The organism is Kribbella aluminosa (genome assembly GCF_017876295.1).
GTDB classification, from domain to species: Bacteria; Actinomycetota; Actinomycetes; order Propionibacteriales; family Kribbellaceae; genus Kribbella; species Kribbella aluminosa.
Window position 1 is genome coordinate 615,324 of the sequence record NZ_JAGINT010000001.1, and the last position, 24,227, is coordinate 639,550.

Consider the following 24,227-nt stretch of genomic DNA (forward strand, 5'->3'; position numbering starts at 1 on the left):
CCGGCCGGCGCAGAGCGACGTTCAGGCCTCGATGAAGTGTTGCTGGATCTCCTCGACGGTGAGCATCTACTGGACCGCCAGGGCGGCCAGGCCGGTGGTGAGGATGCCTTTGGTCACCTGGAGGGCGTAGGGCTCTTCGGGGCCGGTAAGGGCCTGGTGGGACCAGCCGATGACGTCTTCGTAGGCGCGGACGTGGCGGTAGTAGTGGACGGCTTCCTCATCGAGGACGTGAGGGCCGTAGCCGGCGAGGAACGCTTCCCGCTGGGCGGTTGTGGTCGGGCCCACGTCGCCCATGCCGCCGAGCATGAACATCAGGTCCTGTTCGCGCGGTGCGTGGATCACGTCGTCCCAGTCGATCAGATGCAGATCCTTGTCGACGAGGACGTTGCCGAGATGCGGGTCGCCGTGGCAGACCACGCGCGGGCCGGTCGGCGCGGGTGGACGCTTGGTCAGCAGGTCGGCGAGGACGTCGTCGTACTGCTTCCACACCGCCGCGAGCTCCTCCGCGACCTCCCCGTCCGGCGTTTCGAGCCGCCGGCGTACGTCATCGACCACCGCGGGCATCCGCGCGTCGATGTGGCTGTACTTCGGCAGCGCGTCCAGCAGCCGCGGCGGTAGTTCCGCGTCGTGCACCCGGCGGAGCAGTATGCCGTACTCCGACCACTGCTCGACCGTCAGCCCCGTCTCCGCCGCCCGCGTACCGTCGATCCACGGCGTCACCGTCAGCCGCTTCTTCGCGTGCACACTCCACAGCCCGCCCTCGGACATCCGGATCAGCTCCGGTACGCCGGGCAACCCGCTGTCGGCCAGGAACGCCGCGACCTGGTGGCCCGTGTTCGTCCCCGCGCCGCTCCACTTCACGGCGTACGAATTGGTGGCCGTCGTCGCCCGCCACACCTGCGCCGCCACGTCCGCGCCGTACGCCACCGGTGTGAGCTGCACCACGTCAAGCCCGAAGTCCGCCAGCAACCACTTCCGCAGCAACGTGTCACCCACACCCGCCAGCATGCCCGGCAACCGCCTCGCGAGCGAGCCGATTACCGGGCGCAGCGATCAGCGGTAGTTCACGAACTGGACGGCGAAGTCGTAGTCCTGGCCCTTGACCAGCGCCTGGACCGCCTGCAGGTCGTCCCGGCTCTTGCTGGACACCCGCAGCTCGTCGCCCTGGATCTGCGCCTTCACACCCTTCGGGCCCTCGTCGCGGATCAGCTTCGAGATCTTCTTCGCGTTCTCCTGCGTGATACCCGCGTCGATCGTCGCGACGATCTTGTAGATCTTCCCGGACAGTTTCGGGTCCTCCGCCTCCAGCCCCTTCAGCGAGATCTGCCGCTTCACCAGCTTGTCCTTGAACACGTCCAGGACGGCGCTCACCCGCTCCTCGGTGTTCGCCTGCATCTCGACCGACTCCCCGGACCACTTGATCCCGGCATCCACGTTCTTGAAGTCGAACCGCTGGCTGATCTCCTTCGCCGCCTGGTTGACGGCGTTGTCCACCTCCTGGTGATCCACCTTGTTCACGATGTCGAAGGAGGACTCCGAAGCCATGGCACTACCTTTCCGATTTGCTGTCTGGGCTACTACCTGTTGTATCGTCTCCCACGCCGGTTCACGAACCGGCAGCACCCTGGCGGGTTGCCCGAGCGGCCAAAGGGAGCAGACTGTAAATCTGTCGACGTATGTCTACGCAGGTTCGAACCCTGCACCCGCCACCGGCTGGACAGTAAGCACAAAGTGGCCCGTGACCTGCGGAAACGTAGGCTACGGGCCATTTTCGCGTGAGGAAGTTCGACCGCTGGGCGGCTCGCGGGGGAAGCGTCTCGTTCAGAGCGGCATCGACCCAGCCGAGACTGGCACGGAGACAACGGATGCTCAGCGCGTCCTGCGCCCGCCGCAGATGTCGGTGCAGGTCGATCCGTCCGGAAGGACGCCCCAGCCTCCACAGGTAGGGCAGTCGCGTCCTCGGACGTAGGGGCGTGACCCGACAGTGCGAGTCTTCTTGCTGATGAACTTCCGGTAGAACGCGATCGGGCTCGCGACGATGATAAATATGATCATCACCGTAAAAATTACATCCAGTACGTGTGCTGCCATGATATTTCCCCCTGCAGACGAGCATCTCATAACTGATCTACATATGGTGAAATGCTGCTCGTCAATTCCTTGACTGCCCTCGCCTGCTTCCTCGGTCAGTTTGAGGAACGGGGATCTCTGTCGGGATCTGCCTGACGCGCGGTGACTACGTGGTGTGCGGTGACTGCGTGGTGTGCGCGGCGTCAATGCCTCCCGTTTCGTGACGGCTCGGTTGGCGGCTTGTTCGCTTCGGATGGCGGGATTGGCGGCTCGGGTTTGGGTTGGTTGGCTGAGGGGTGGCTGAGAATGGTGGGGTGGGCGTTCGGGGCAGCGGGGGGCTGGCTAGCTTGGGGTTGTGGGTGTTGAGGGCTTGGGTGCTGGGTTGGCTCCGTTGACGGGCGGGCGTGCGCTGGGCGCGTGGACGCTTGACGTGCCGGTGCTTGTGGGAGTGCTGGTGTTGGGGGCGGCGTACTTGGCTGGGGTTTGGCGGGTACGGCGGATGGGTGAGCCGTGGCCGGTGTGGCGGATCCTGGTGTTCTTTGGGGGCGGGCTGGGGAGCGTGGTCGTGTTGACCATGTCTGTCTTGGGGACTTATGACCGGGTGTTGTTCTGGCCATATGCGGTGCAGAACGTCTTGTTGTTGGCTTTGACGCCGGTGTTGCTGGCGTTCGGCGGGCCGGTGCAGTTGATTGCCCGGAATTTTCCCTCGGTTGGGGCGGGGCGAGTCGTGCGGGTGCTGACGTTTCCGGCGGTGAGTTCTTTGGTGGGGGCGGCCCTGCTGCCGTTGGTGTATTTCACGCCGTACTACGTCGCCGTGCTGCAGAACGGCGTACTGCATGAGTTGTTGCGGTTGCAGCTGGTGGTTGCGGGGTGTCTGTTCTTCTGGCCGATGCTTGGTGGGGAGTCGTTGCCGGCCTGGTGTACGCCGCCCGTGCGGGTGGCGATCGGGTTCCTCGACGGGCTGTTGGACGCGTTGCCGGGGATCTTGATCATGACGAGTCCGGGGACGCTGGCCGCGACGTACTACCTGTCTGTGCGGCATGGGTGGGGGCCGGCGCCGCACGAGGATCAGCGGTTCGGGGGCGGGTTGATGCTCACGCTGGCGGAGATGGTCGGGTTGCCGTTCCTGGCGGGGCAGCTGGTGGCGTGGATTCGGGCGGATCGGGCCGAGGCCGCGGCGGTGGATCGGAGGCTCGATCGGGTGGTTGCCGAGCGGGGCCGCGGCGGGGGAGCAGGAGCCGGAGTTGATGCGGCCCTGGTGGGAGACCGATCCGGGGCAACTCGCTGACCGGTTCCGTCCGCAGCGCGACGACCCCGACGACTGACCCTCACCGAAATCCGACGGCCCCGACGTGCAGGACGAGCCGGGCGGTCGCTGAGCGCATCTGGGGCGGCTGCTCCGTGCGGTGGTGCGGTGGTGCGGTGGTGCGGTGGTGCGGTAAGACGTCTACCGGTTGATGGTGGTATGTCGTCAGCGGTTTACCTCGATGTTGTCGGGTCAGGGAACGGTCGGTGGTTGCGCCGCCTCTCGATGCGGTGCGGCTGGGGGGTGGGTGCCCGGCCTGGGATCGTCCAGAAAGTACGGGTCGACGATGAAGGCTCATCGCTTGACGGCGGGGATCGCGGTCGTGGCGGCCGCCGGTGTCCTGTGGTCGTTGCCGGCTGTGGGGTACGCCGATGACCATCCGGTTGCCGGGCTCGCGTTGGTTGATACGAACGAGTCGGTTGGGCCGGGGATCTCGCTCAACCATGTGAAGAGAGTGGATCAGCGCGGCTGGGTGGACGCGCAGTACCTGACCATCGATCTGGCCGACAAGGCGGTGAGCACCGACCTGCTGACGTCGGGCCCGGTCGCGTCGGGTGGGCCGCTCAGCACCGCGGCGAACAAGGCCGGCGCGGTGGCGGGCGTCAACGGCGAGTTCTTCGACATCGGGAACAGCAACGCCTCGCTGGGCGGTGAGGTGCAGAACGGCCAGTTGCTGAAGTCGGCCGATGCGTCCGGACGCCAGCACGTCGGCGTGAGCATGGACGGCATCGCTCAGCTCGTCGACCTGGCAGTGGATTCGACCGCGACGTTCGCCGGTACGGACCACAAGGTGCTGACGATCAACGCGGCCAACGGCGGCGGCGTACCCGCGAACGGGCTGGTGGCGTACACCCCGATCTGGGGCGAGTACAGCCGCGCCCGCGGTTTCGCGAACGCCGACGTCGCCGAGGTACTCGTACAGCAGGGCAAGGTCGTCTCGGTGAACCCCACCGCCGCGGGTGCGGGCGCGATCCCGGCGGACGGGTTCTACCTGGTCGGGCGCGACGCAGCCGCGACGGCGCTCCGGGCCCTGCAACCGGGAGACGCCGTCACTTTGCACTACGAGCTCGCGAACGACCTGGCGAAGTCGATGAAGTTCGCGCTCGGTCAGGGTGGGACGATCGTCAAGGACGGCAAGGCGGTACCGGGGCTCGACAAGTCGATCGCGCCGCGGACCGCGCTCGGGTTCAAGGACGGCGGCCGGACCCTCGTGCTCGCGACCTGGGACGGCCCGGGCGGTACCGGTAAGGGCGGCTTGGGTATCGACCGCGAGGCGCAGGACCTCGCGGACCGCGGTATCCAGACCGCCGTCAACCTGGACGGCGGCGGCTCGACGACGATGGTCGCGCGCGGTCTCGGCGAAGCCGGTACGACGGTACGCAACAACCCGTCGGACGGTCAGGAGCGCAACGACCCGAACGGCGTCGGCGTCTTCGTCAGCAAGGGCGACGGCAAGGTGCACCAGTTGATGATCAAGCCCGCGACCGGACAGGCGGCAGCGGACGGTGGTCTCAAGGTCTTCCCGGGCATGCACCGCGCGCTTACGGTCAAGGCGGTCGACAACCATCTGACCCCGGTCGACCCGAAACGCCTTGTCTGGAAGGCGAAGGGCGGAAACCTCAGGGACGGCATCGTGACCGCGCCGGCCGCCGGAAACCGACCGATAACGGTTTCCGCACATTCGGAAAACGTGCACACCACGCAGCGCGTCGACGTACTCGGGCCGCTGAAGAGCCTGGAGCCGTCGACCGAACGCTTGTCGATCCCTGACGCGACGGCAGCGAACGCCGTGACCGTCGGCATCACCGGTCGCGATCCGCAGGGCTACACCGCCCCGATCGACCCGCGCGACCTGAAGCTCGACTACGACCACGCCGTCGTCGACGTCCAGGCCGCGGACGGAAAGCTCAAGATCGTCCCGCTGGCCAACGCCGGCACGATCCTCACGATCTCGGCCGCCGGCCGGACGGTGAAGCTGCCGATCACGGTCGGCGTCGAGACGAAGGTCGTGTACGACTTCGACGACGACGTTCTCGCCCGCTGGAACAACAACAGCACCGCGGCCACGACGCGCTCGGTCGACCCGGACGGGCTGCGCATCGACTTCCCCGCGATGCGGAACGTCGGGATCTCGGCGAACGGCGCCGCGAACCGGATCCAGGTCCCGGGCCAGCCGCTCCGTCTCCGCCTGCGGATCAAGTCGAGCATCGACGTACCGAGCGGTCTCGACTACGTCGGCCTGTACGACGGCAACGGCAAGTCGCTCGGCCTGTACGGGACCGGGCTGAAGGCGTCCCGGGACTACCAGAACGTCACCTGGACGCTGCCCGCGAACACGGTGTACCCGGTGTCGATCTCGTCGTACCAGGGCATCAACACCGCGGTCGCGCAGCAGAAGGCGGGTACGTTCGTCCTCGACCGGTTCGAGGCCGACGTACCGACCTCGATCGACCTGCCGAAACAGCCGGACCTGGTCGCCGATCCGCTCGTCTCGGCCGACGGAACGCTGAACACCGGCACGTTCAAGTTCGCGACCCTGTCCGACGTGCAGTTCACCGCCGACAACCCGGCGCTGTCGCAGGTCGCGACGGCCGCCCTCGCGCGGATTCGTAAGACCCGCCCGGACCTCGTCGTACTGAACGGCGACATCACCGACCGCGGTCTGCCGCAGGACCTGTCGCTCGCACGCAAGGTGCTGACCGACGCAGGCTGTGACCTGATCCCGGTCGGGAAGGAGCCGGCGCCGAGCAGTACGCCGAAGGGCAGCACGGTCCCGTGCTACTACGTTCCGGGCAACCACGAGTCGTACGGCCTGAACAACACCCAGTCGGACCTGACCAACTTCACCAACGAGTTCGGCCGGCCGTACCGGACGTTCGACCACAAGGGCACCCGGTTCATCCTGCTGGCGAGTGCGCTCGGCACCCTGCGTACGTCAGCCTGGGATCAGCTGCCGATGCTCGAGCGGGCCCTCGACGGCGCCGCGAAGGACCGCTCGATCCACAACGTGATGGTGTTCGCGCATCACCCGGTCGACGACCCTGAGGAGACCAAGTCGAGCCAGCTCGGCGACCGGGACGAGGTCGCGCTGATCGAGAAGCTGTTGACGAACTTCCGGAACAGCACCGACAAGGGCGCCGCGATGGTCGGCTCGCACGCCCAGGTCGCGAACGTGCACCGGGTCGAGGGCGTCCCGTACGCGGTGCTCCCGTCGTCCGGAAAGGACCCGTACGGTACGCCGGACCGCGGCGGCTTCACCGGCTGGGTCGACTGGTCGGTCGACGCCCGGCGCAACGCCGGCCAGCAGTGGCTCGAGGCCGACGTACGGGCGTTCGCGGAATCGGTCACGCTCGACTTTCCGAAAACGTTGTCCGCCGGAAAGGCCGTCCAGCTCGACGGCAGCATCGTGCAACCGGAAGGCGTCGGCGCCGGTACCCGCGTCGTGCCGCTGCGGTTCCCGATGTCGGTGCACTGGACCGGCTCGTCGAACCTCGCGATCGGCGGCACGGTCGACCAGGCCCGGCGTACCGGAAAGGTCGCGGTCCTGGATCCGGTGACGCGAACGCTGACCGCGATCCGTCCGGGCAACGTGACGGTCTCGGTGACGAACGACTCGATGCGCGCCTACACCGACGACGCGTCGCTCGCCCCGATCACCACCTCGGCCTCCATCACGGTCGGCCGCCAGTAGTCCAAGCCTCGCCCCGGACTTGCGGAAAACGCGGTCCGGGGCGAGCGTCTGCACCATCAGCGCATGCCCGGACCACGGGAGCTGTGCGGCGACGTGATTCCCGATGCGGGACCGCTCGCCGACATGCTGGTACGGCGGACGCCGGGAAACGGCGGGCGTACCGCGACAAGTACCTGCAACACGTCCTCGAGGCGCTGGACTCGTTGGAGCAGCCGGCCACCGACCCCGAGCGCGGTCCGGCTGGCGGCCTGGTGCCGACGTACGGCGTCGCCGCGGAGCGGCAACCTGGTCCTGGTCATCCCTGATCAGCTAGCTGCGGAAGCTCAACTGAGCCTGCAGACCGAGGTGGTCCGAGACATGCCCGGGGCCGCTGGGCATCGCTCGCTTGCCGGTGAAGAGCAGGGTGGTGCTGCCGACCTCGGCGGGCTCGGTGACGAAGATGAAGTCGATGCAGTGCGCGGTCCTGCGCGGTGGAAGGTACTCCGCGTGGAAGGTCGGTGGACAGCTGCCGCCGAACGCGTCCCGGAGGCCCGAGCCTCGGCGGAACTCGTCGTACAGCGTGCTCTCCCGGGACACGTTGAAGTCTCCGCACACCACGGCCGGAGATTCATCGCCCCTGACAGTCCGCGTGAGCGATCTCAGCTGATCGAGCTGAGGCCGATAGAAGCGGTTGTCCGTGGACCAGACCCCGTCCGTGTTCGCCATCGGATGGACGTTGAGCACCCGCAGCCGACTCTCCGCCAAACGGATCCTCAGTACGCCGCTCCGTAGGGCGTTGAGCCGGGAACGGAGAGGGACGGGAGCGCACGGTTGTGGAAGACGTGCGTACGTAGGCCGGGTGCACGGCAGCTGTCAGTCCCGGCGGCATGGTGTGGGACATCGTACGGTTGACCGGCGCCGGTCAACCGGGGAATAGGGGAGGTACGGCGCGAGTTGCGGTCCTGTGTCGGAGCGACGAGGCTGTGTCGGATCGTCGAGGCTGTGTCGGATCGTCGGGAAAGGGCGAGGATGAAACCCACCGAGTTCGTGAAGGTGAACGGTCAGTTCTGGGGGGAGCACCTGAAGGGGGTCGCCGGGCATCTGCCGGTCAGCCACCGGACGGAGCTGCCGGGGCCGATGCTGTTCCCGCGGATGATGGTGCTGACCGAGACCCCGGACTGGAACATCCTCGAGCTGGTCGGGCTGAGCCGGGAGTACCGGACGCTCGAGGTCCGGCGGCAGAAGCTCGCGAGCGTCGAGGAGTACTTCGGGGTCGGTGACGGCGACGCGGTGATGGCGCTGCCCGGGGAGAACCTGTTCAAGGACGCGACGATCGCGACCACGGCCGGGCGGCAGGCGCTGGACGACCGGTTCCCGACCGCCGCGAACGTGCTCGGCGAGGTGTACGTCGGCCCGGGGGACGAGCTGCTGCGGTTCGAGCCGGGCAACTACTCGACGTTCGACCGGACGCTGCTCGTGCACACCGCGGGTGACTCGCTGCGGGTGCACTGGGTGAACTTCGCGATCGCGATCCACCGTTCGGAGCCGGCTGACAAGTACCTCGATTTCCTGCAGACGTACTCGAACGCCCGCCCGCACCTCGACCCGATCGGTACGCTCAGCCTCCCGGTCGATCCCGCCGTGCTGAAGGCCGACGCGTTCGAGAGCACGTACCTCGCGCACGGTTTGCAGGACAGCACCGTCGACGAGTTCCTCGGCAAGCACGAGGAGATCCTCCTGTCGGTGTTCGGCGCGACGAAACTGGTCCGCGAGCCCGCGCTCGGCGACCTGCACCCGGACTTCATCCTGGAGCGCGCGGACGGTAGCCACGTCGTCGGGCGGCTCGAGCTCCCGATCGTTGACACTGCCAACGGTAAGAAGCGGCGCCGGGTGTTCCGTACGCCGGTGCAGGACGGCGCGGCCGAGCTGGCGAAGTACGCCGAGTACTTCACGTCCGCGGACAACCAGGCCCAGGTGAAGTCGAAGTACGACGTCGAGGTCACCGACCCGCGGCAGCTCCTGATCGTCCCGTCGCAGGAGACCGTCACGCCGGCCGCGGGTGTCGAGGTCGTCGACTACGACACGATCCTGCGGCTCCACCTGTCGTGACGCAGTACCTCGTCTATGGCCGCGACCGGGCCGGCGCCGACGTCAAGGGCCGGCTGACCGAGGACCACTGGACCTTCATGGACGGGTACGCCGCGGAGTTGATCGCCCGCGGCCCGACCCTCACCGAGGACCGGGAGGACTCGACCGGCAGCCTGCACATCGTCGACCTGCCGTCCGCGGAGGCGTTGCAGACCTTCGTGTACGACGAGCCGTACTACCTCGGCGGGGCGTTCGAGACCGTCGAGGTGTACCGCTTCGAGAACCGAACGGGCCGGACCATGTGGGAGTTCGCGACCGCGGTCGACGGGTACAACCGGTACCTCGTGCTGACCAAGGACGACGCGCGGCCGCTCACGTCGGACCACCTGATCGTGTACGGCGACCTGCTCGACGGCGAGGTCCACGTCGGGCGGGCGGCGCTGCTGGAGGCTCCGTCGGTGGACGCTGCGCGGGCGTTGGTCCAGGCGGAGGATGCCGAAGTACATCCCTGGGAGTTCGGCGGCAGGCGGTAGCGAATTGGCCTGGGCGTCACCTCCGGCGCCCAGCGTGGGGTGGTGATCGATGACGAAGAGCTGTTCGAGTCGCACTTCTCACGGCGTGGGTTTCTCGCGTCTGCAACGGTTGTCACGGGCGGGTCGCTGCTCGCCAGCGCCGGCTCCGCCCATGCCACTGCGGTCCAGCAGTCGGCCGCTCCAGTTCTGCAGTCGGCGCCGGTCGCGGATCCGGTAACCACTCCCCGGGTCGGCGGGCTGCATCTGCAGTTCGGCGCGGACGCGGCGACGGAGGTCGTCGTCTCCTGGCACACTCGCCAGCCGGTCCGCCGCGCGCGCGTCCTGCTCGGTACGCCGGACGGAGAGTTCGAGCGGACCGTGACCGCGACCGGTACGAGCTACACCGACGCCAAGTCCGGGCAGGTCGTGTACGTGCAGCACGCGCGGATCAGTCGGCTGCACCCGGCCGGTGAGTACGTCTACGCGGCCGTTCACGACGGCGCGGAAACCGTTTTCGGAACTTTCCGAACGGCGCCGAAGGGCCGGGCGGCGTTCACGTTCACGAGCTTCGGGGACCAGGGCACGCCGACGCTGGGCAAGCGGTACGTGCCGCCGGCGGGCGTGACGATCCCGAACCCGCCGTACGTCAACGACAACCTCGGCTCACCGGCCGCGGGTGACGTGACGGCGGGAGTGGAGCGGGTCCGCCCGCTGTTCCACCTGTTCAACGGGGACCTCTGCTACGCGAACCTGTCCGAGGACCGGGTCCGCACCTGGAACGACTTCTGGGAGAACAACACCCGCAGCGCGCGGAACCGCCCGTGGATGCCGTCGGCCGGCAACCACGAGAACGAACTCGGCAACGGGCCGATCGGGTACGCGGCGTACCAGACGTACTTCGCCCTGCCGCGGCAGCCCGGGCAGACGGACGTGACGCGCGGTCTCTGGTACGCGTTCACCGTCGGATCGGTGCGGGTGATCAGCCTGGCGAACGACGACGTCTGCTACCAGGACGGCGGCAACAGCTATGTCCGCGGGTACTCCGGCGGCGCGCAGAAGGCGTGGCTGGAGAAGGAGCTGAAGGCGACCCGCGCGAACCCGGACATCGACTGGATCGTCGTCTGCATGCATCAGGTCGTGGTGAGCAGCGCGGACCAGGCGAACGGCGCGGACCTCGGCATCCGGCAGGAGTGGGTGCCGCTGTTCGACGAGTACGGCGTCGACCTCGTGGTGTGCGGGCACGAGCACCACTACGAGCGCTCGCACCCGATCCGCGGCCAGCAGCCGAACCCGACGCTGACGCCGATCCCCACCGCGACCCGTACCGACCTCGTCGACACGTCGAAGGGCACCGTGCACATGGTGATCGGCGGCGGCGGTACGTCGGTCGGCTCCAACGGCGTGCTGTTCAACCCGCCCAGGTGCCGGGTGATCACGTCCGTCGGGGCCCCCGACCCGACGACCGGAAAACGCCCACCGGTGTACGTGACCGAGCCGGCACCGTGGTCGGCCAGCCGCAACGCCGCCCACCCGTACGGCTTCGCCGCCTTCACCGTGGACCCCGGCCACCCCGGCGGCTCGACGACGATGCAGGTCAAGTACTACGACGTACTCGGACCTGGCGGCGACCTGCAGGAGTTCGAGTCCTTCACGCTGCAACGTCCGCGCCGCGGCTGATTCCCTCGGGTGGCGCGTCTGGCGGCGTGCCACCCGACCCCGCCGGCACGGCACACTGGAGGCCGACGCGAGCGCGGAAGGAGCCGGCGGATGAGGCGACGCCCGGTGAACTCGTCGAGCCTGCGATCGGTCGGATGGTTCGACGGAACGCTGGAGCTCGAGTACCTGAACGGCTACATCTACCAGTACTTCGACGTTCCCCAGCCGACGTACGCCGCCCTGCTGGCCGCGCCCAGCATCGGTGCCTACGTCAACAAACACATCAAGCCGTACTACGAGTTCCGCGAGCTCTGACTCCTGTCCGAGGCCGCTTCGGGAGGGGCGATGCCGACGTCGCGGGACAGGATCTAGGCACGCGCTTCGTGACCTCATACAGGAGTCGGTGCTGCAGCCGCTCGGCATGTCCGACAGCGACTACGCACAACCGCTTCCACCGAGCCTGCACGGAAACGCGGCCGCCGGGACACAGCAATCTCGGCCGTCCGATGAACGGTGGACCACGCCAACGGATCTCGCGAAGTTCGCGATCGGGGTGGAACGCGCGTACGCCGGTGCAGAAGGCGCGCTGCTCCCGGCCGAGCTCGCGAGGCAGATGCTGACTCCACAGATCGCCGCCTCCGAGCGGATCGGCGGCCTGAACCGCCTCGGACTCGACGTCTTCCTCGACGAATCGGGCACGCGTTACGGCCACAGCGGCGGCAACGCAGGCTTCCGCTGTCACCTGATGGCGTACCGCGATACGGGGCAGGGCGCCGTAGTGATGCCCAGCGGGTGAATCCGGCATGTGTGTCGTACTGCGCGCATGCGCCGCCATCGGTTCCTCGCGAGGGTGGGCCGGGTACCCCGAAGAGCTGGAGCAGCCCGACCTGCCGACGGCCGGGCGGCTGGGCGAGCTGGGGGCACCTGTCGGCCGCCTGGTGCTCGTGCAGGGCGGTGCCGAGTTCGAGCGCGTCCGGGAATAGGTCCCGGGGACGTGCGGTTACACCTGATGCCGTCCGGTTCATGACCCCGGGCCTCAACCTAAGCCGCTCCGAGCGGCCACTCGCCGAGAGGCGTCTGCTGGGCGGTGCTGCACGTGACGAGGTGGGAGCCGGCCAACTGGTTCCCACCTCGTCGTCTCATCCACCACGAAAACCACTTGTGCGGGTGCGGCATGATGGAAGTGTCGCTCGCGGAGACGCCTGGCGTTGCCGCAGTGAGTGTTGTGACCAGAGGGACGAGCACTGCTTCCCTCGACGCCGGTTCACCGGCGGCGAGGACGGGTGCCGGGAGCCTCGGACAGCGATCCAGGACCCCGATTTGCATCCGCACCATGAAGGTCAGTAATGTTCTTCTTGTTGGACGGAAGCGCAGGACGCGAAAGCGGCCGGCCCGCCAACAAACTCCTTGAAGGTCTCGGAAGCCGAAACACGCCTCGGTGGGTTTCGGACACTGAGGCGCGCAGGGAGACTGGATCGAAAAAGGCCGATTTGACCGGCTGGAAGCGAAACAGTAAAGTAAATCGAGTTGCTCCGGAGCTTCGAACGAAAGTAAGAAGCGCGGTGTGCGTCCGATTCTTGAGAACTCAACAGCGTGCCGAAAGTCAATGCCGAAAGATGCATTAACCCCGTCTACAGGCATTCAATGTCTGTGGCGGATTCCTTTGAAATATAACGGATGACAAGTCAGTTTGATTTGTTTCTGATGTTCAAAGGATCATTCGATGTTGTTGACTCTCTGGGCTTCGGCTCAGCTTGTCTATATTTTTCAACGGAGAGTTTGATCCTGGCTCAGGACGAACGCTGGCGGCGTGCTTAACACATGCAAGTCGAGCGGTAAGGCCCCTTCGGGGGTACACGAGCGGCGAACGGGTGAGTAACACGTGAGCAACCTACCCTCAACTTTGGGATAAGCCTCGGAAACGGGGTCTAATACCGGATAATACTATGGGCCTCATGGTTTGTGGTTGAAAGTTCTGGCGGTTGGGGATGGGCTCGCGGCCTATCAGCTTGTTGGTGGGGTAGTGGCCTACCAAGGCGTCGACGGGTAGCCGGCCTGAGAGGGCGACCGGCCACACTGGGACTGAGACACGGCCCAGACTCCTACGGGAGGCAGCAGTGGGGAATATTGCGCAATGGACGAAAGTCTGACGCAGCAACGCCGCGTGAGGGATGACGGCCTTCGGGTTGTAAACCTCTTTCAGCAGGGACGAAGCGAGAGTGACGGTACCTGCAGAAGAAGGACCGGCCAACTACGTGCCAGCAGCCGCGGTAATACGTAGGGTCCGAGCGTTGTCCGGAATTATTGGGCGTAAAGGGCTCGTAGGCGGTTCGTCACGTCGGGAGTGAAAACTCGGGGCTCAACCCCGAGCCTGCTTCCGATACGGGCAGACTAGAGGTAGGCAGGGGAGAGCGGAACTCCTGGTGTAGCGGTGGAATGCGCAGATATCAGGAAGAACACCGGTGGCGAAGGCGGCTCTCTGGGCCTTACCTGACGCTGAGGAGCGAAAGCGTGGGTAGCGAACAGGATTAGATACCCTGGTAGTCCACGCCGTAAACGTTGGGCGCTAGGTGTGGGGGACATTCCACGTCCTCCGTGCCGCAGCTAACGCATTAAGCGCCCCGCCTGGGGAGTACGGCCGCAAGGCTAAAACTCAAAGGAATTGACGGGGGCCCGCACAAGCGGCGGAGCATGCGGATTAATTCGATGCAACGCGAAGAACCTTACCTGGGTTTGACATATAGGGAAATCCTCCAGAGATGGGGGGTCCGTAAGGGTCCTATACAGGTGGTGCATGGCTGTCGTCAGCTCGTGTCGTGAGATGTTGGGTTAAGTCCCGCAACGAGCGCAACCCTCGTCCTATGTTGCCAGCACGCCCTTCGGGGTGGTGGGGACTCATAGGAGACTGCCGGGGTCAACTCGGAGGAAGGTGGGGATGACGTCAAGTCATCATGCCCCTTATGTCCAGGGCTTCACGCATGCTACAATGGCCGGTACAAAGGGCTGCGAAACTGTAAGGTGGAGCGAATCCCAAAAAGCCGGTCTCAGTTCGGATTGGGGTCTGCAACTCGACCCCATGAAGTCGGAGTCGCTAGTAATCGCAGATCAGCAACGCTGCGGTGAATACGTTCCCGGGCCTTGTACACACCGCCCGTCACGTCATGAAAGTCGGCAACACCCGAAGCCGGTGGCCTAACCCTTGTGGAGGGAGCCGTCGAAGGTGGGGCTGGCGATTAGGACGAAGTCGTAACAAGGTAGCCGTACCGGAAGGTGCGGCTGGATCACCTCCTTTCTAAGGAGCACTTGGCGCTCATGTTGTGGGTGTCCATGTCATCACTTTCTCAGGCGAATGTTCTGGGGGTGATGGTGCTTCGGATTGTGGAACATTGACCATTAGGTCTGGAACTTGTGTTGTTCTTGCTAGTACTGCTGATCCTTTGGGGTGGGCGTGGAATGTGGGGATGGTGTGAGGGATGGGCCGAGGCGCGCTGTTGGGTCCTGAGGGATCGGGCTCTGGACTCGTGTGAGTTCGGGGACTGTTTCTTCAAGGGTCACGGGCCAACTGGGTGTTTCTGGTTGGTTGGGTGGCTGGGGCCGGCTCTCACCAGACTGCGGTGGGGTTCATTCTTCTGGGTGTGTTGTTTCCCTGGTGGGGTGGGTTTCTGCGGTGTGTGGTGGTTTTGGGTTGGTGTTCCTGCCCGTATTTTGAGAACTGTATAGTGGACGCGAGCATCTCTTTGTAGCGTAATTTTGCTTTTAGTTTTTGTGACAAGCTACTAAGGGCAATCGGTGGATGTCTTGGTACCAAGAGCCGATGAAGGACGTTGGAGCCTGCGATAAGCCCCGGGGAGTTGGCAACCGAGCTGTGATCCGGGGGTGTCCGAATGGGGAAACCCAGCTGGCATTCTAAAGCCAGTTACCAGTGCCTGAACACATAGGGTTCTGGAGGGAACGCGGGGAAGTGAAACATCTCAGTACCCGCAGGAAGAGAAAACAATAGTGATTCCGTGAGTAGTGGCGAGCGAAAGCGGATGAGGCTAAACCATGTGCGTGTGATAGCCGGCGTGCGTTGCGCATGTGGGGTCGTGGGAGCATTCAGACACTAATGCCGTGGTGTCAGAGAGTTATCAATCGTTGTTGAAGTCGAATCTTCTGGAATGTTGAGCCGTAGTGGGTTATAGCCCTGTAGGCGTAAGACAGCGACTCTCGAGTGTTTTCCCAAGTAGCACGGGACTCTTGAAATTCCGTGTGAATCTGGCGGGACCACCCGCTAAGCCTAAATACTTCTTGGTGACCGATAGCGGACTAGTACCGTGAGGGAAAGATGAAAAGTACCCCGGGAGGGGAGTGAAATAGTACCTGAAACCGATTGCCTACAATCCGTCGGAGCATTCCCTTGTGGGGTGTGACGGCGTGCCTTTTGAAGAATGAGCCTGCGAGTTAGTGGTGTGTGGCGAGGTTAACCCGTGTGGGGTAGCCGTAGCGAAAGCGAGTCTGAATAGGGCGCTTTAGTCGCATGCTCTAGACCCGAAGCGGAGTGATCTATCCATGGGCAGGTTGAAGCGTGGGTAAGACCGCGTGGAGGACCGAACCCACCAGGGTTGAAAACCTGGGGGATGACCTGTGGATAGGGGTGAAAGGCCAATCAAACTCCGTGATAGCTGGTTCTCCCCGAAATGCATATAGGTGCAGCGTCGCGTGTTTCTTACCGGAGGTAGAGCACTGGATGGTCTAGGGGGCTTACCGGCTTACCGAAATCAGCCAAACTCCGAATGCCGGTAAGTGAGAGCGCGGCAGTGAGACTGCGGGGGATAAGCTCCGTAGTCGAGAGGGAAACAGCCCAGATCACCAGCTAAGGCCCCTAAGCGATTGCTAAGTGGAAAAGGATGTGGAGTTGCCCAGACAACCAGGAGGTTGGCTTAGAAGCAGCCACCCTTGAAAGAGTGCGTAATAGCTCACTGGTCAAGTGATTCCGCGCCGACAATGTAGCGGGGCTCAAGCAATCCGCCGAAGCTGTGGCACTCACATGTGTACTCGGTGTCTTTGGACATCCAGGTGTGTGGGTGGGTAGGGGAGCGTCGTGCAGCGTGTGAAGCAGCCTAGTGATGGAGTTGTGGATGCTGCACGAGTGAGAATGCAGGCATGAGTAGCGAATGACGGGTGAGAAACCCGTCCGCCGAATGATCAAGGGTTCCAGGGTCAAGCTAATCTGCCCTGGGTAAGTCGGGACCTAAGGCGAGGCCGACAGGCGTAGTCGATGGACAACGGGTTGATATTCCCGTACCGGCATTAACACGACCCGACCGAATCTGCTGATGCTAAGCCAATGAAACCATGATGTCTTCGGATGGATTGGTGGGGTTGGTGGCCCGAGGTGGTAGTAGGTGCATTGAGGAGTGACGCAGGAGGGTAGTCCAACCGCGGCGATGGTAGGCGTAAGCTGATCCGCGGGCAAGGTGGTAGGGCGAGGCATAGGCAAATCCGTGTCTTATTTAGCCTGAGAGCCGAGGCGGACCCGTTTAGGGGAAGTGGATGATCCCATGCTGCCGAGAAAAACTTCGCAGTGAGTGTTAGAGCCGCCCGTACCCCAAACCGACACAGGTGATCAGGTAGAGAATACCAAGGCGATCGAGTGAACCATGGTTAAGGAACTCGGCAAAATGCCCCCGTAACTTCGGGAGAAGGGGGACCGGATCCGTTACCTTACTTGCTGAGGGAAGCGGTGATGGTCGCAGAGACCAGGCCCAAGCGACTGTTTACTAAAAACACAGGTCCGTGCGAAGAAGTAATTCGATGTATACGGACTGACGCCTGCCCGGTGCTGGAACGTTAAGGGGACAGGTTAGCTGGTTTTGGCCGGCGAAGCTTTGAACTTAAGCGCCAGTAAACGGCGGTGGTAACTATAACCATCCTAAGGTAGCGAAATTCCTTGTCGGGTAAGTTCCGACCTGCACGAATGGCGTAACGACTTGGGCGCTGTCTCAACCGTGGACTCGGCGAAATTGCATTACGAGTAAAGATGCTCGTTACGCGCAGCAGGACGGAAAGACCCCGGGACCTTTACTACAACTTGGTATTGGTGGTCGGTACAATTTGTGTAGGATAGGTGGGAGACTGTGAAGCTCGGACGCCAGTTCGGGTGGAGTCATCGTTGAAATACCACTCTGATTGTTCTGGCTGTCTAACTTTGGTCCGTTATCCGGATCAGGGACAGTGCCTGGTGGGTAGTTTGACTGGGGCGGTCGCCTCCTAAAAGGTAACGGAGGCGCTCAAAGGTTCCCTCAGCCTGGTTGGCAATCAGGTGTTGAGTGTAAGTGCACAAGGGAGCTTGACTGTGAGACAGACATGTCGAGCAGGGACGAAAGTCGGAACTAGTGATCCGGCGGTGGCATGTGGGAGCACCGTCGCTCAACGGATAAAAGGTACCCCGGGGATAACAGGCTGATCTTCCCCAAGAGTCCATATCGACGGGATGGTTTGGCACCTCGATGTCGGCTCGTCGCATCCTGGGGCTGGAGTAGGTCCCAAGGGTTGGGCTGTTCGCCCATTAAAGCGGCACGCGAGCTGGGTTTAGAACGTCGTGAGACAGTTCGGTCCCTATCCGCTGCGCGCGCAGGAGACTTGAGAAGGGCTGCCCCTAGTACGAGAGGACCGGGGTGGACGAACCTCTGGTGTGCCAGTTGTTCCGCCAGGAGCACGGCTGGTTGGCTACGTTCGGGAGTGATAACCGCTGAAAGCATCTAAGCGGGAAGCACGCTTCAAGATGAGGTCTCCCACCGGGTTAACCGGGTAAGGCCCCCAGTAGACCACTGGGTTGATAGGCCAGAGGTGGAAGCGCCGTAAGGTGTGGAGCTGACTGGTACTAATAGGCCGAGGGCTTGTCACTTATCTAAACTTCAAGCCTTGAGTTGCGCTCTGTAACGATGTTCGCGTTCACTGTATAGTTCCCAGGATACGGTCACCCCAGCAGCCCTTTTTGTGGTTCTGTGTTGGTTGATAGTGTTCTTATAGAGTTTCGGTGGCCATAGCGTCGGGGAAACACCCAGTCTCCATTCCGAACCTGGAAGTTAAGCCCTTCAGCGCCGATGGTACTGCGACCGGGAGGTCGTGGGAGAGTAGGACGCTGCCGGACATTCACACTGTTAAGGGCCACCCCGCGAGGGGTGGCCCTTAACATTTCCCCAGACGGATACACCCCTTGGGCGATGTGTGCCGGCCGGCCGCGGATCCGCCGCCCCCGGACGCAGGTGCTGCGGCCGGACTACAGCTGGTGTGGTTCAGCCCCTCGAACTCCACCTAGGCGACAGTCTGTGAGAACCCCAGACTCCGAACCGCTCGACGCCTTCGTGGTCGAGTACGGCGAGCACCTGGTCGTTGATACTGCCGAAGTCGTACGCATCCGGCCGGTCGCTCGCGCCGAAGCCGACCGGGTGGAGCTGAAAGACCCGAAACCGCTCCGCCAGGAAGTCGCTGATCGCGTAGTCCGGCGGCCGGCGCTTGTTCTTGAGCAGTACGAGCGCCGGCCCGGAACCGCTGACCCGGTAGGCGATCCGGGCGCCGGCACGTTCGACGTACCGGTAGGTCATCCGAGGATGGACTGCAGGGCTGTGGTCACGGTGGTGCGGGTCGCCGCGGGGAGGTCGGCGGTGAGCGTGTTGATGCGGTCGACCACCGCATCGTGGACCTCGTGGGCCAGCTTCAGACCGGCGGGACTGAGCTCGATACGGAAGGCGCGGCGGTCGCCGGGGATCGGGGTGCGGGCGACCAGGCTGCGGCGTTCCAGGCGGTCGACCATGCTGGTCAGGCTCGAGCGTTCGATGCTCAGGATGCGGCTGAGATCCGTCATGCCCTGCGGTCCGGCGATCAGCACACAGAGCAAGCGCGCCTGCTGCGACGTGAGGCCGAGCGGCCGGCTGGTCTCGGCGTGCAGGTCCTGCAGCAGGTGCATCGTCTGCACGAGCGCACTCGCGAAATCGGTGTCCTGGGCAGCCGTCGTCGTCACCATGTCTCACATGATAGTCCGCTGAACTAATAGTTTGCTGTTCTAAGTATCCGTGCTACAACTAGTTCGAACAGCAAACTATCTGAGGAGTCGATATGAACGTGCGGTTCGGATACGGATCGCCGGACTCGGTGCGGGACGTGGCCGCGATCGTGCGGCTCGCGCAGCAGGCGGACGCCGATGGTCTCGATCACGTCAGCCTGGCCGACCACCCGTACGTCCCGGACATGCTCGACGGGTACGCCGCGATTGCGTTCCTGCTCGGGCGTACCGAGCAGCTCTCGGCGTTCGTCAACGTGACCAACCTGCCGCTCCGCCCCGCGCCGGTGCTCGCCCGTACGGCGACCTCGCTGGCCGCGCTGTCCGGCGGACGCTTCATCCTCGGACTGGGCGCCGGCGGTGCATGGGACCGGATCACCATGATGGGCGTTCCCGAACTCCGCCCGGCCGAAGCCGTCCAGGCGTTCGAGGAGGCGATGCAGCTCGTTCACGGGCTGTCCGACGGCGGTACGCCGACGCCGACCAAGCACTACCCGATCGGCGCGCTCCGCCCGGCCGCCGTACCGGCACCGCCGATCTGGACCGGTTCGAACGGTCCGAAGTCGCTCGCCGCCACCGGCCGGCAGGCCGACGGCTGGATCCCCGGCCACGCCGCCGACTGGCTCAGCGACCGCTACCGCTGGTCCCGCCCGATCATCGACGAGGCAGCCCTGGCCGCCGGTCGTAAGCCGTCCGACATCGGCACCATCTACAACTTCCCCGGCACGATCACCGCGACCCCCCTCCGCCAGACCCGCGACGCCGAGGGCCGCTGGATCGGCGGCTCCGTGTCCCAGTGGACCGAAGAACTCACCGACGCCATCCTCAACCACAACGCCACCGGCTTCACCCTCTTCCCCCGCGGCGCCGACCCCCACGACCTCCAACTCGCACGCTGGTCGAAGGAGGTCGTCCCCGCCATCCGCGCAGAGCTCAGCCGGCAATGACCTCGTAGGTCGCGCTCAGGTACTGCGTGTGTCGCCGGAACCCGTTCCGGTAGGTGAACCGTAGGTCCGTGGCCCGCAGCGGCCGTACGTCGCTGGCGATCCCGCAGCCGGACCAGGATCACGGCCCGCCCCTCAGCCGGTACCCGGCGACCGGGACCGACGGAAGCGTCGCGGGATCCGGCCCCGGCCGCCAGGTACTCACTCCTCGATTGCGCCGCGGACGGCCCGCAGATGCTGGCGGAACGTCAGCGAGGGATCGGCCGCCCGCTTGTCCAGGTAGTCCGCGAAACCGACCTGTGTCCGCAGCGACCGCCCGGCGCGGATCTCGGCCGCCTGCCGGTGCTCGGTGTCCCGGATCGACTCCGCCAGCGACTGCAGCTCGGCCACGCGATCCGCGGGTACGAAGATCGCCCCGTCCTGATCGGCGAGTACGACGTCGTCGCGGGTCACCGTCCATTCGCCGATCGTTGCCGTGGACAACGCGTCGGCCGGCTGCGGGTCGAGCCGCAACGGACCGGTCGGCAGCGCGCCGAGGCTGAACACCGGCAGCCCGATCGCGCTGATGTCGACGGTGTCGCGGTGCAGCCCCCAGATCACGATCCCCGCGACCCCGGCCGCCGCAGCCTCCAACGCCACCAGGTCGCCGACACACGCCTCGTCCCGGCGCCCGCCGTTGTCCACCACGAGTACGTCGCCCTCGGCCGCGGACTCGAACGCCTCCAGGAACACGTCCACGCTGCCCACATGCTGCGCCGGCAGGACCCGCCCCGCGACCCGCTCACCGACGACCGCAGTCACCGGCACCGTGCGAACCGGCACGCCCGCCCGCACACACGCATCGGCCAGATGCGCCGTCGTCAATCCAACGAAATGCTCCAGCATCCGCTGCCCCTCTCGTGTGCAATCTCGACAGGAGGTATCCGGCAACCGCGACGGCCTCTCCGCCTGAAGTCTCGTCCCGACTCACCGTCTGGGGGGACATCTCCTGTCGAGATGTACATCACTCGCGCGACAGGAAGGCGAGGAGCCCCTCCAACGCCGGCTCGGTCGTGGTGTCGACGGTGACTGCCGGAACCGGCAGATCCACGGACTGGAAGGCGTTGTGGGTACGGACTCGCGCGTCCGGGCCGATCTTCGCGTCCTCGTGGGCGGCCCGCCGCGGATCCGACGCGGTTCGCGCGGTGATCCGTTCGAGGGCGACCTCGGCGCTCGTCGTGCAGTGCACGATCCGGATGTCGGCGCGGCCGAGCATCGGGCTCAGGCCCGGGTTCCACAGCCGGTCCTGGAAGGCCGCCTCCGCGACCAGCGTCGTACCGCGGCCGACCAGCAGGCCGATCACGTCGAAGAACGTCGACAGGGTCCGCATCGTCAGCGGATCGCCGGGGCCCGCCACGAACCCGGGGGTCGCGTGCGCCATCCCCTCCTTGATCTCGTCCCGGCAGATCGCCGGGCAGCCGATCGCGGTCGCGATCCGGTGCGCCAGCGTCGTTTTCCCCGTCCCGGGCGGACCACTCACCACGACCAGCATAGGTTTCGACTGCACTCGCTGTACCTTAGTCGCGACCGCGGGTACCCGGTGTAAAGCGCGTGTCAGGAACTGTCGGTGCGGGTGGCTAGCGTGGTTCCGGTGACGACCTATTCGGCGGTCCGGACGACCGGGATCTACTGCCGCCCGGGCTGCGGCGCGAAGCCGCTCGCGGAGAACGTCCGCACCTTCGAGCTGCCCGCCGCGGCCGAGGCGGCCGGGTACCGCGCGTGTTTGCGCTGCCGTCCGTACCGGATCGTCGGGACGGTGCCGGACGCGGCGCCCGAGCTGGTCTGCCGGGCCGTGCAGCTGATCATCGCCGGGCTGCTGGACGACGATGGTGAGGCGGCGCTGGGCGCGCGGCTCGGGCTGTCGGTGCGGCAGTTGCGGCGGCTGTTCCACGAGCATCTCGGCGCGACGCCGGACCAGTTCGCGCGGTCCCGGCGGGCGCATTTCGCGCGCCGGCTGCTGGACGACACGGAGCTCGGGATCGCGGAAGTCGCGTTCGCGTCGGGGTTCGGGAGCCTGCGGCAGTTCAACCGGGCGATGCGGGAGATCTTCCGGGCCTCCCCACGGGAGCTCCGCGACCGTCGGCGCCGCGGCGATCGGCTGGCGGCGGACGGGGGTCTGGTACTGCGGTTGCCGTTCACGCCGCCGTATGACTGGGACACGATGTGCACGTTCCTCGCCGACCGGGCGATCCCCGGGGTCGAGTCGGTCGAGGACGGGGTGTACCGGCGGGTGATCTCGCTCGACGGCGAGCCCGGGATGCTGGAGATCGGGCCGGGTGGCGACGACCACCTGCTGCTGCGCGCGCATCTCCCGTTCTGGGAGGGCGTCATCCACGTCGCCGACCGGGCCGCGCGACTGGTGGGGGTGGACCACGATCCGATGATCGCCCGCGGGCAGTCGGCTCCGGTCTTCGGCCCAGAGGTGGCGGCACGACCCGGCCTTCGGGTGCCAGGTGCGTGGGCCCCGTTCGAGGTCGCCGTCCAGGCGGTCCTCCGGGACCGGCTGCCACCGGCGGACGCGACCGACGCCCTGCACAAGCTCGTCGAGGTCCACGGCACCCCGGTCCCGGGCCTCACCCACGGCCTGACCCATGCCTTCCCCGCCCCCGAGGCGCTGACCTCCGCCCATCTGATCGGCACCCTCGCGACAGAAGTTGCTGACGGCAACATAATGCTCGAGCCGGCGGCCGGGCTCGTCCGGTCCCTCGAGACCGTGACGAGCCCGCCCGCCGCACAGGAGATCGCCCTACGCCTCGGGGATCACTCACCGGCCGCTGTGCGTCAGTGGCTGGTGAGTGTTACGTAGGTGCCGTGAGTGAGTAGTTCCGTTGCCGCAGCCGTTGCCAGCGCGTACGCCGCGCCGGTGATCGCCGGTCCGACGCTGATTCGTACCACGCCGGCCTCCGCGAGTTCGCGGACGGAGGGTGCGCCCGGGCCGACCATTACGTTCAGCGGGAGTGGTGACTCCTTCACCAGTTCGGCGATCGTCGGTAGGTCGACCACCCCGGGTACGAACAGCACATCCGCACCGGCATCGGCGTAGATCTTCGCCCGCTCGATCGTCCCGGTCCGGTCGCCGTACAGGTACGTGTCCGTCCGCGCGTTGATCACCAAGTCGCCGCCGCCTACCGCCCGCGCCGCCCGGATCCGCTCGGCGTGAACCAGCGGATCGTCCAGCACCCGCGCCGTACTGTCCTCCAGGTTCACCCCGACGGCACCCGCCTCGACGACCTCCCGCACCGTCCGCGCGACATCGCCGTACCCGGCCTCGACATCCGCCGTGACCGGCACCTCGACCGCGGCACACACTGCCCGTACGGTCGCGACCGCGGTCGCCAGGTCCAGCCCGCCCGCATCGTCGACGCCATGCGCCCAGGCAACCCCAGCACTCGTCGTCGCGATCGCCTGCGCACCCGCCGCCGCGATCGCCCGCGCCGAGCCCGCGTCCCACGCGTTCGGCAGCACGAGCGGCGGCTGCGCGTGCAACTCCCGCAACCGCCGAGCCGACGCGCTCACAGGCTGATGATCAGTTCGTGGTCGATCTCCACGAACTCCACGATCAGGTCCGCGAACCGCCCCGCGATCAACTCCTGGTACGCCGCCGACCCGGTGTGCGCGTCGTACGCCGCCTGATCCGCGAAGTGCTCGACGAACAACAGGTAGTCGGGCGTCGCCGGATCCCGGTACACCCGGAACGACAGCGTCCCCTCCTCCGCACCCGGGCCGCGCGGCCCGAACTCCTGCACGATCGCCTCGGCCGCCGCCTGGTTGCCGTCCTTCAGCCTGATCGGAAACACCTTCGCCAGCATCACAGTCCTCCTTGGTGGTTTTCCTCAAGGTTCGCCTGCCGCCGGCGGTGCGTCCGGCCATATTCGGTCATCTCAGTGTGACCATATAGCGA

General features: G+C 65.6%; 20 protein-coding genes, 1 tRNA gene and 3 rRNA genes. 14 read left to right on the forward strand and 10 right to left on the reverse strand.

All coding sequences use genetic code 11. The annotated features are described in order from the left end of the window. Positions 1 to 66 precede the first annotated feature (66 nt). Both JOF29_RS03035 and JOF29_RS03040 read right to left on the reverse strand, forming a co-directional pair. Complete coding sequence (locus JOF29_RS03035) at positions 67 to 996, reverse strand: phosphotransferase enzyme family protein (protein WP_209692698.1); 930 nt, start codon at positions 994 to 996, stop codon at positions 67 to 69. Positions 997 to 1,053: 57 nt separating this feature from the next. Beyond that, on the reverse strand, positions 1,054 to 1,545 hold the full coding sequence (locus tag JOF29_RS03040; RefSeq protein ID WP_209692699.1) for a YajQ family cyclic di-GMP-binding protein: 492 nt from the start codon (positions 1,543 to 1,545) through the stop codon (positions 1,054 to 1,056). 81 nt (positions 1,546 to 1,626) lie between these two features. Here JOF29_RS03040 and JOF29_RS03045 point away from each other — a divergent pair. The 3 genes from JOF29_RS03045 (at position 1,627) to JOF29_RS03055 (ending at position 7,067) form a co-directional block, all read left to right on the forward strand. After that, positions 1,627 to 1,709 (forward strand) — tRNA-Tyr (locus tag JOF29_RS03045). An 815-nt stretch (positions 1,710 to 2,524) separates the two neighbouring features. Continuing rightward, entirely contained in the window at positions 2,525 to 3,358 is an 834-nt protein-coding gene (locus JOF29_RS03050) for a cytochrome c oxidase assembly protein (protein WP_307863538.1), read from the forward strand. Positions 3,359 to 3,662: 304 nt separating this feature from the next. Then, positions 3,663 to 7,067: a phosphodiester glycosidase family protein gene (locus JOF29_RS03055; RefSeq protein ID WP_209692701.1), complete on the forward strand. Its 3,405-nt coding sequence runs from the start codon at positions 3,663 to 3,665 to the stop codon at positions 7,065 to 7,067. Between the two features lie 56 nt (positions 7,068 to 7,123). On the opposite strand, the gene JOF29_RS03060 is transcribed toward JOF29_RS03055, so the two are convergent. Both JOF29_RS03060 and JOF29_RS03065 read right to left on the reverse strand, forming a co-directional pair. After that, positions 7,124 to 7,366, reverse strand: a complete 243-nt coding sequence (locus tag JOF29_RS03060; RefSeq protein ID WP_209692702.1) for a hypothetical protein — start codon at positions 7,364 to 7,366, stop codon at positions 7,124 to 7,126. A gap of 10 nt (positions 7,367 to 7,376) precedes the next feature. Then, positions 7,377 to 7,772: an endonuclease/exonuclease/phosphatase family protein gene (locus JOF29_RS03065; RefSeq protein WP_209692703.1), complete on the reverse strand. Its 396-nt coding sequence runs from the start codon at positions 7,770 to 7,772 to the stop codon at positions 7,377 to 7,379. A gap of 303 nt (positions 7,773 to 8,075) precedes the next feature. Here JOF29_RS03065 and JOF29_RS03070 point away from each other — a divergent pair, with 303 nt between their 5' ends. The 9 genes from JOF29_RS03070 to rrf all read left to right on the forward strand — a co-directional run bounded on the left by JOF29_RS03070 (position 8,076) and on the right by rrf (position 18,434). Next, positions 8,076 to 9,155, forward strand: coding sequence for a hypothetical protein (locus tag JOF29_RS03070; protein WP_209692704.1), 1,080 nt, complete (start codon positions 8,076 to 8,078; stop codon positions 9,153 to 9,155). Then, positions 9,152 to 9,667, forward strand: coding sequence for a YciI family protein (locus JOF29_RS03075; protein ID WP_209692705.1), 516 nt, complete (start codon positions 9,152 to 9,154; stop codon positions 9,665 to 9,667). The genes JOF29_RS03070 and JOF29_RS03075 overlap by 4 nt, the downstream gene beginning before the upstream one ends. 42 nt (positions 9,668 to 9,709) lie before the next feature. Beyond that, a complete protein-coding gene (locus JOF29_RS03080; protein WP_307863123.1) occupies positions 9,710 to 11,323 on the forward strand; it encodes a fibronectin type III domain-containing protein in 1,614 nt (537 codons plus the stop codon). Positions 11,324 to 11,413: 90 nt separating this feature from the next. Beyond that, on the forward strand, positions 11,414 to 11,617 hold the full coding sequence (locus JOF29_RS03085) for a KTSC domain-containing protein (RefSeq protein WP_209692707.1): 204 nt from the start codon (positions 11,414 to 11,416) through the stop codon (positions 11,615 to 11,617). A gap of 88 nt (positions 11,618 to 11,705) precedes the next feature. Continuing rightward, positions 11,706 to 12,098: a serine hydrolase gene (locus tag JOF29_RS03090; RefSeq protein ID WP_209692708.1), complete on the forward strand. Its 393-nt coding sequence runs from the start codon at positions 11,706 to 11,708 to the stop codon at positions 12,096 to 12,098. Between the two features lie 7 nt (positions 12,099 to 12,105). Beyond that, positions 12,106 to 12,285 (forward strand): hypothetical protein, encoded by a 180-nt coding sequence (locus tag JOF29_RS03095; RefSeq protein WP_209692709.1) that lies wholly within the window; start codon positions 12,106 to 12,108, stop codon positions 12,283 to 12,285. Between the two features lie 784 nt (positions 12,286 to 13,069). Next, positions 13,070 to 14,594: ribosomal RNA gene (locus JOF29_RS03100) — 16S ribosomal RNA — on the forward strand. A 474-nt stretch (positions 14,595 to 15,068) separates the two neighbouring features. Further along, positions 15,069 to 18,188 (forward strand): 23S ribosomal RNA (locus JOF29_RS03105). 128 nt (positions 18,189 to 18,316) lie between these two features. Further along, positions 18,317 to 18,434 (forward strand): 5S ribosomal RNA (gene rrf / locus JOF29_RS03110). Together the 16S, 23S and 5S rRNA genes form the textbook arrangement of a ribosomal RNA operon. A 145-nt stretch (positions 18,435 to 18,579) precedes the next feature. Here the strand turns inward: rrf and JOF29_RS03115 are convergent. Beyond that, complete coding sequence (locus JOF29_RS03115) at positions 18,580 to 18,888, reverse strand: alpha/beta fold hydrolase (protein ID WP_209692710.1); 309 nt, start codon at positions 18,886 to 18,888, stop codon at positions 18,580 to 18,582. After that, positions 18,885 to 19,307 carry a MarR family winged helix-turn-helix transcriptional regulator gene (locus tag JOF29_RS03120; RefSeq protein ID WP_209692711.1) on the reverse strand — a complete coding sequence of 141 codons (423 nt, stop codon included), beginning with the start codon at positions 19,305 to 19,307 and terminating at the stop codon, positions 18,885 to 18,887. The genes JOF29_RS03115 and JOF29_RS03120 overlap by 4 nt, the downstream gene beginning before the upstream one ends. A gap of 92 nt (positions 19,308 to 19,399) precedes the next feature. On the opposite strand from JOF29_RS03120, the gene JOF29_RS03125 reads away from it, so the two are divergent. Further along, complete coding sequence (locus tag JOF29_RS03125) at positions 19,400 to 20,290, forward strand: LLM class flavin-dependent oxidoreductase (protein WP_209692712.1); 891 nt, start codon at positions 19,400 to 19,402, stop codon at positions 20,288 to 20,290. Positions 20,291 to 20,488: 198 nt separating this feature from the next. On the opposite strand, the gene JOF29_RS03130 is transcribed toward JOF29_RS03125, so the two are convergent. Both JOF29_RS03130 and JOF29_RS03135 read right to left on the reverse strand, forming a co-directional pair. Next, entirely contained in the window at positions 20,489 to 21,172 is a 684-nt protein-coding gene (locus tag JOF29_RS03130) for an RraA family protein (RefSeq protein ID WP_209692713.1), read from the reverse strand. 118 nt (positions 21,173 to 21,290) lie between these two features. Next, positions 21,291 to 21,833 (reverse strand): P-loop nucleotide/nucleoside kinase family protein, encoded by a 543-nt coding sequence (locus tag JOF29_RS03135; RefSeq protein ID WP_307863125.1) that lies wholly within the window; start codon positions 21,831 to 21,833, stop codon positions 21,291 to 21,293. A gap of 84 nt (positions 21,834 to 21,917) precedes the next feature. On the opposite strand from JOF29_RS03135, the gene JOF29_RS03140 reads away from it, so the two are divergent. Next, a complete protein-coding gene (locus tag JOF29_RS03140) occupies positions 21,918 to 23,132 on the forward strand; it encodes an AlkA N-terminal domain-containing protein (protein WP_209692714.1) in 1,215 nt (404 codons plus the stop codon). Here the strand turns inward: JOF29_RS03140 and JOF29_RS03145 are convergent. Both JOF29_RS03145 and JOF29_RS03150 read right to left on the reverse strand, forming a co-directional pair. Further along, positions 23,108 to 23,842 carry an isocitrate lyase/PEP mutase family protein gene (locus JOF29_RS03145; RefSeq protein WP_209692715.1) on the reverse strand — a complete coding sequence of 245 codons (735 nt, stop codon included), beginning with the start codon at positions 23,840 to 23,842 and terminating at the stop codon, positions 23,108 to 23,110. The two genes, JOF29_RS03140 and JOF29_RS03145, sit on opposite strands and share 25 nt — an antisense overlap. Continuing rightward, positions 23,839 to 24,135, reverse strand: a complete 297-nt coding sequence (locus tag JOF29_RS03150; RefSeq protein WP_209692716.1) for a putative quinol monooxygenase — start codon at positions 24,133 to 24,135, stop codon at positions 23,839 to 23,841. Before JOF29_RS03150 ends, JOF29_RS03145 begins: the two co-directional genes overlap by 4 nt. Positions 24,136 to 24,227: the final 92 nt, after the last annotated feature.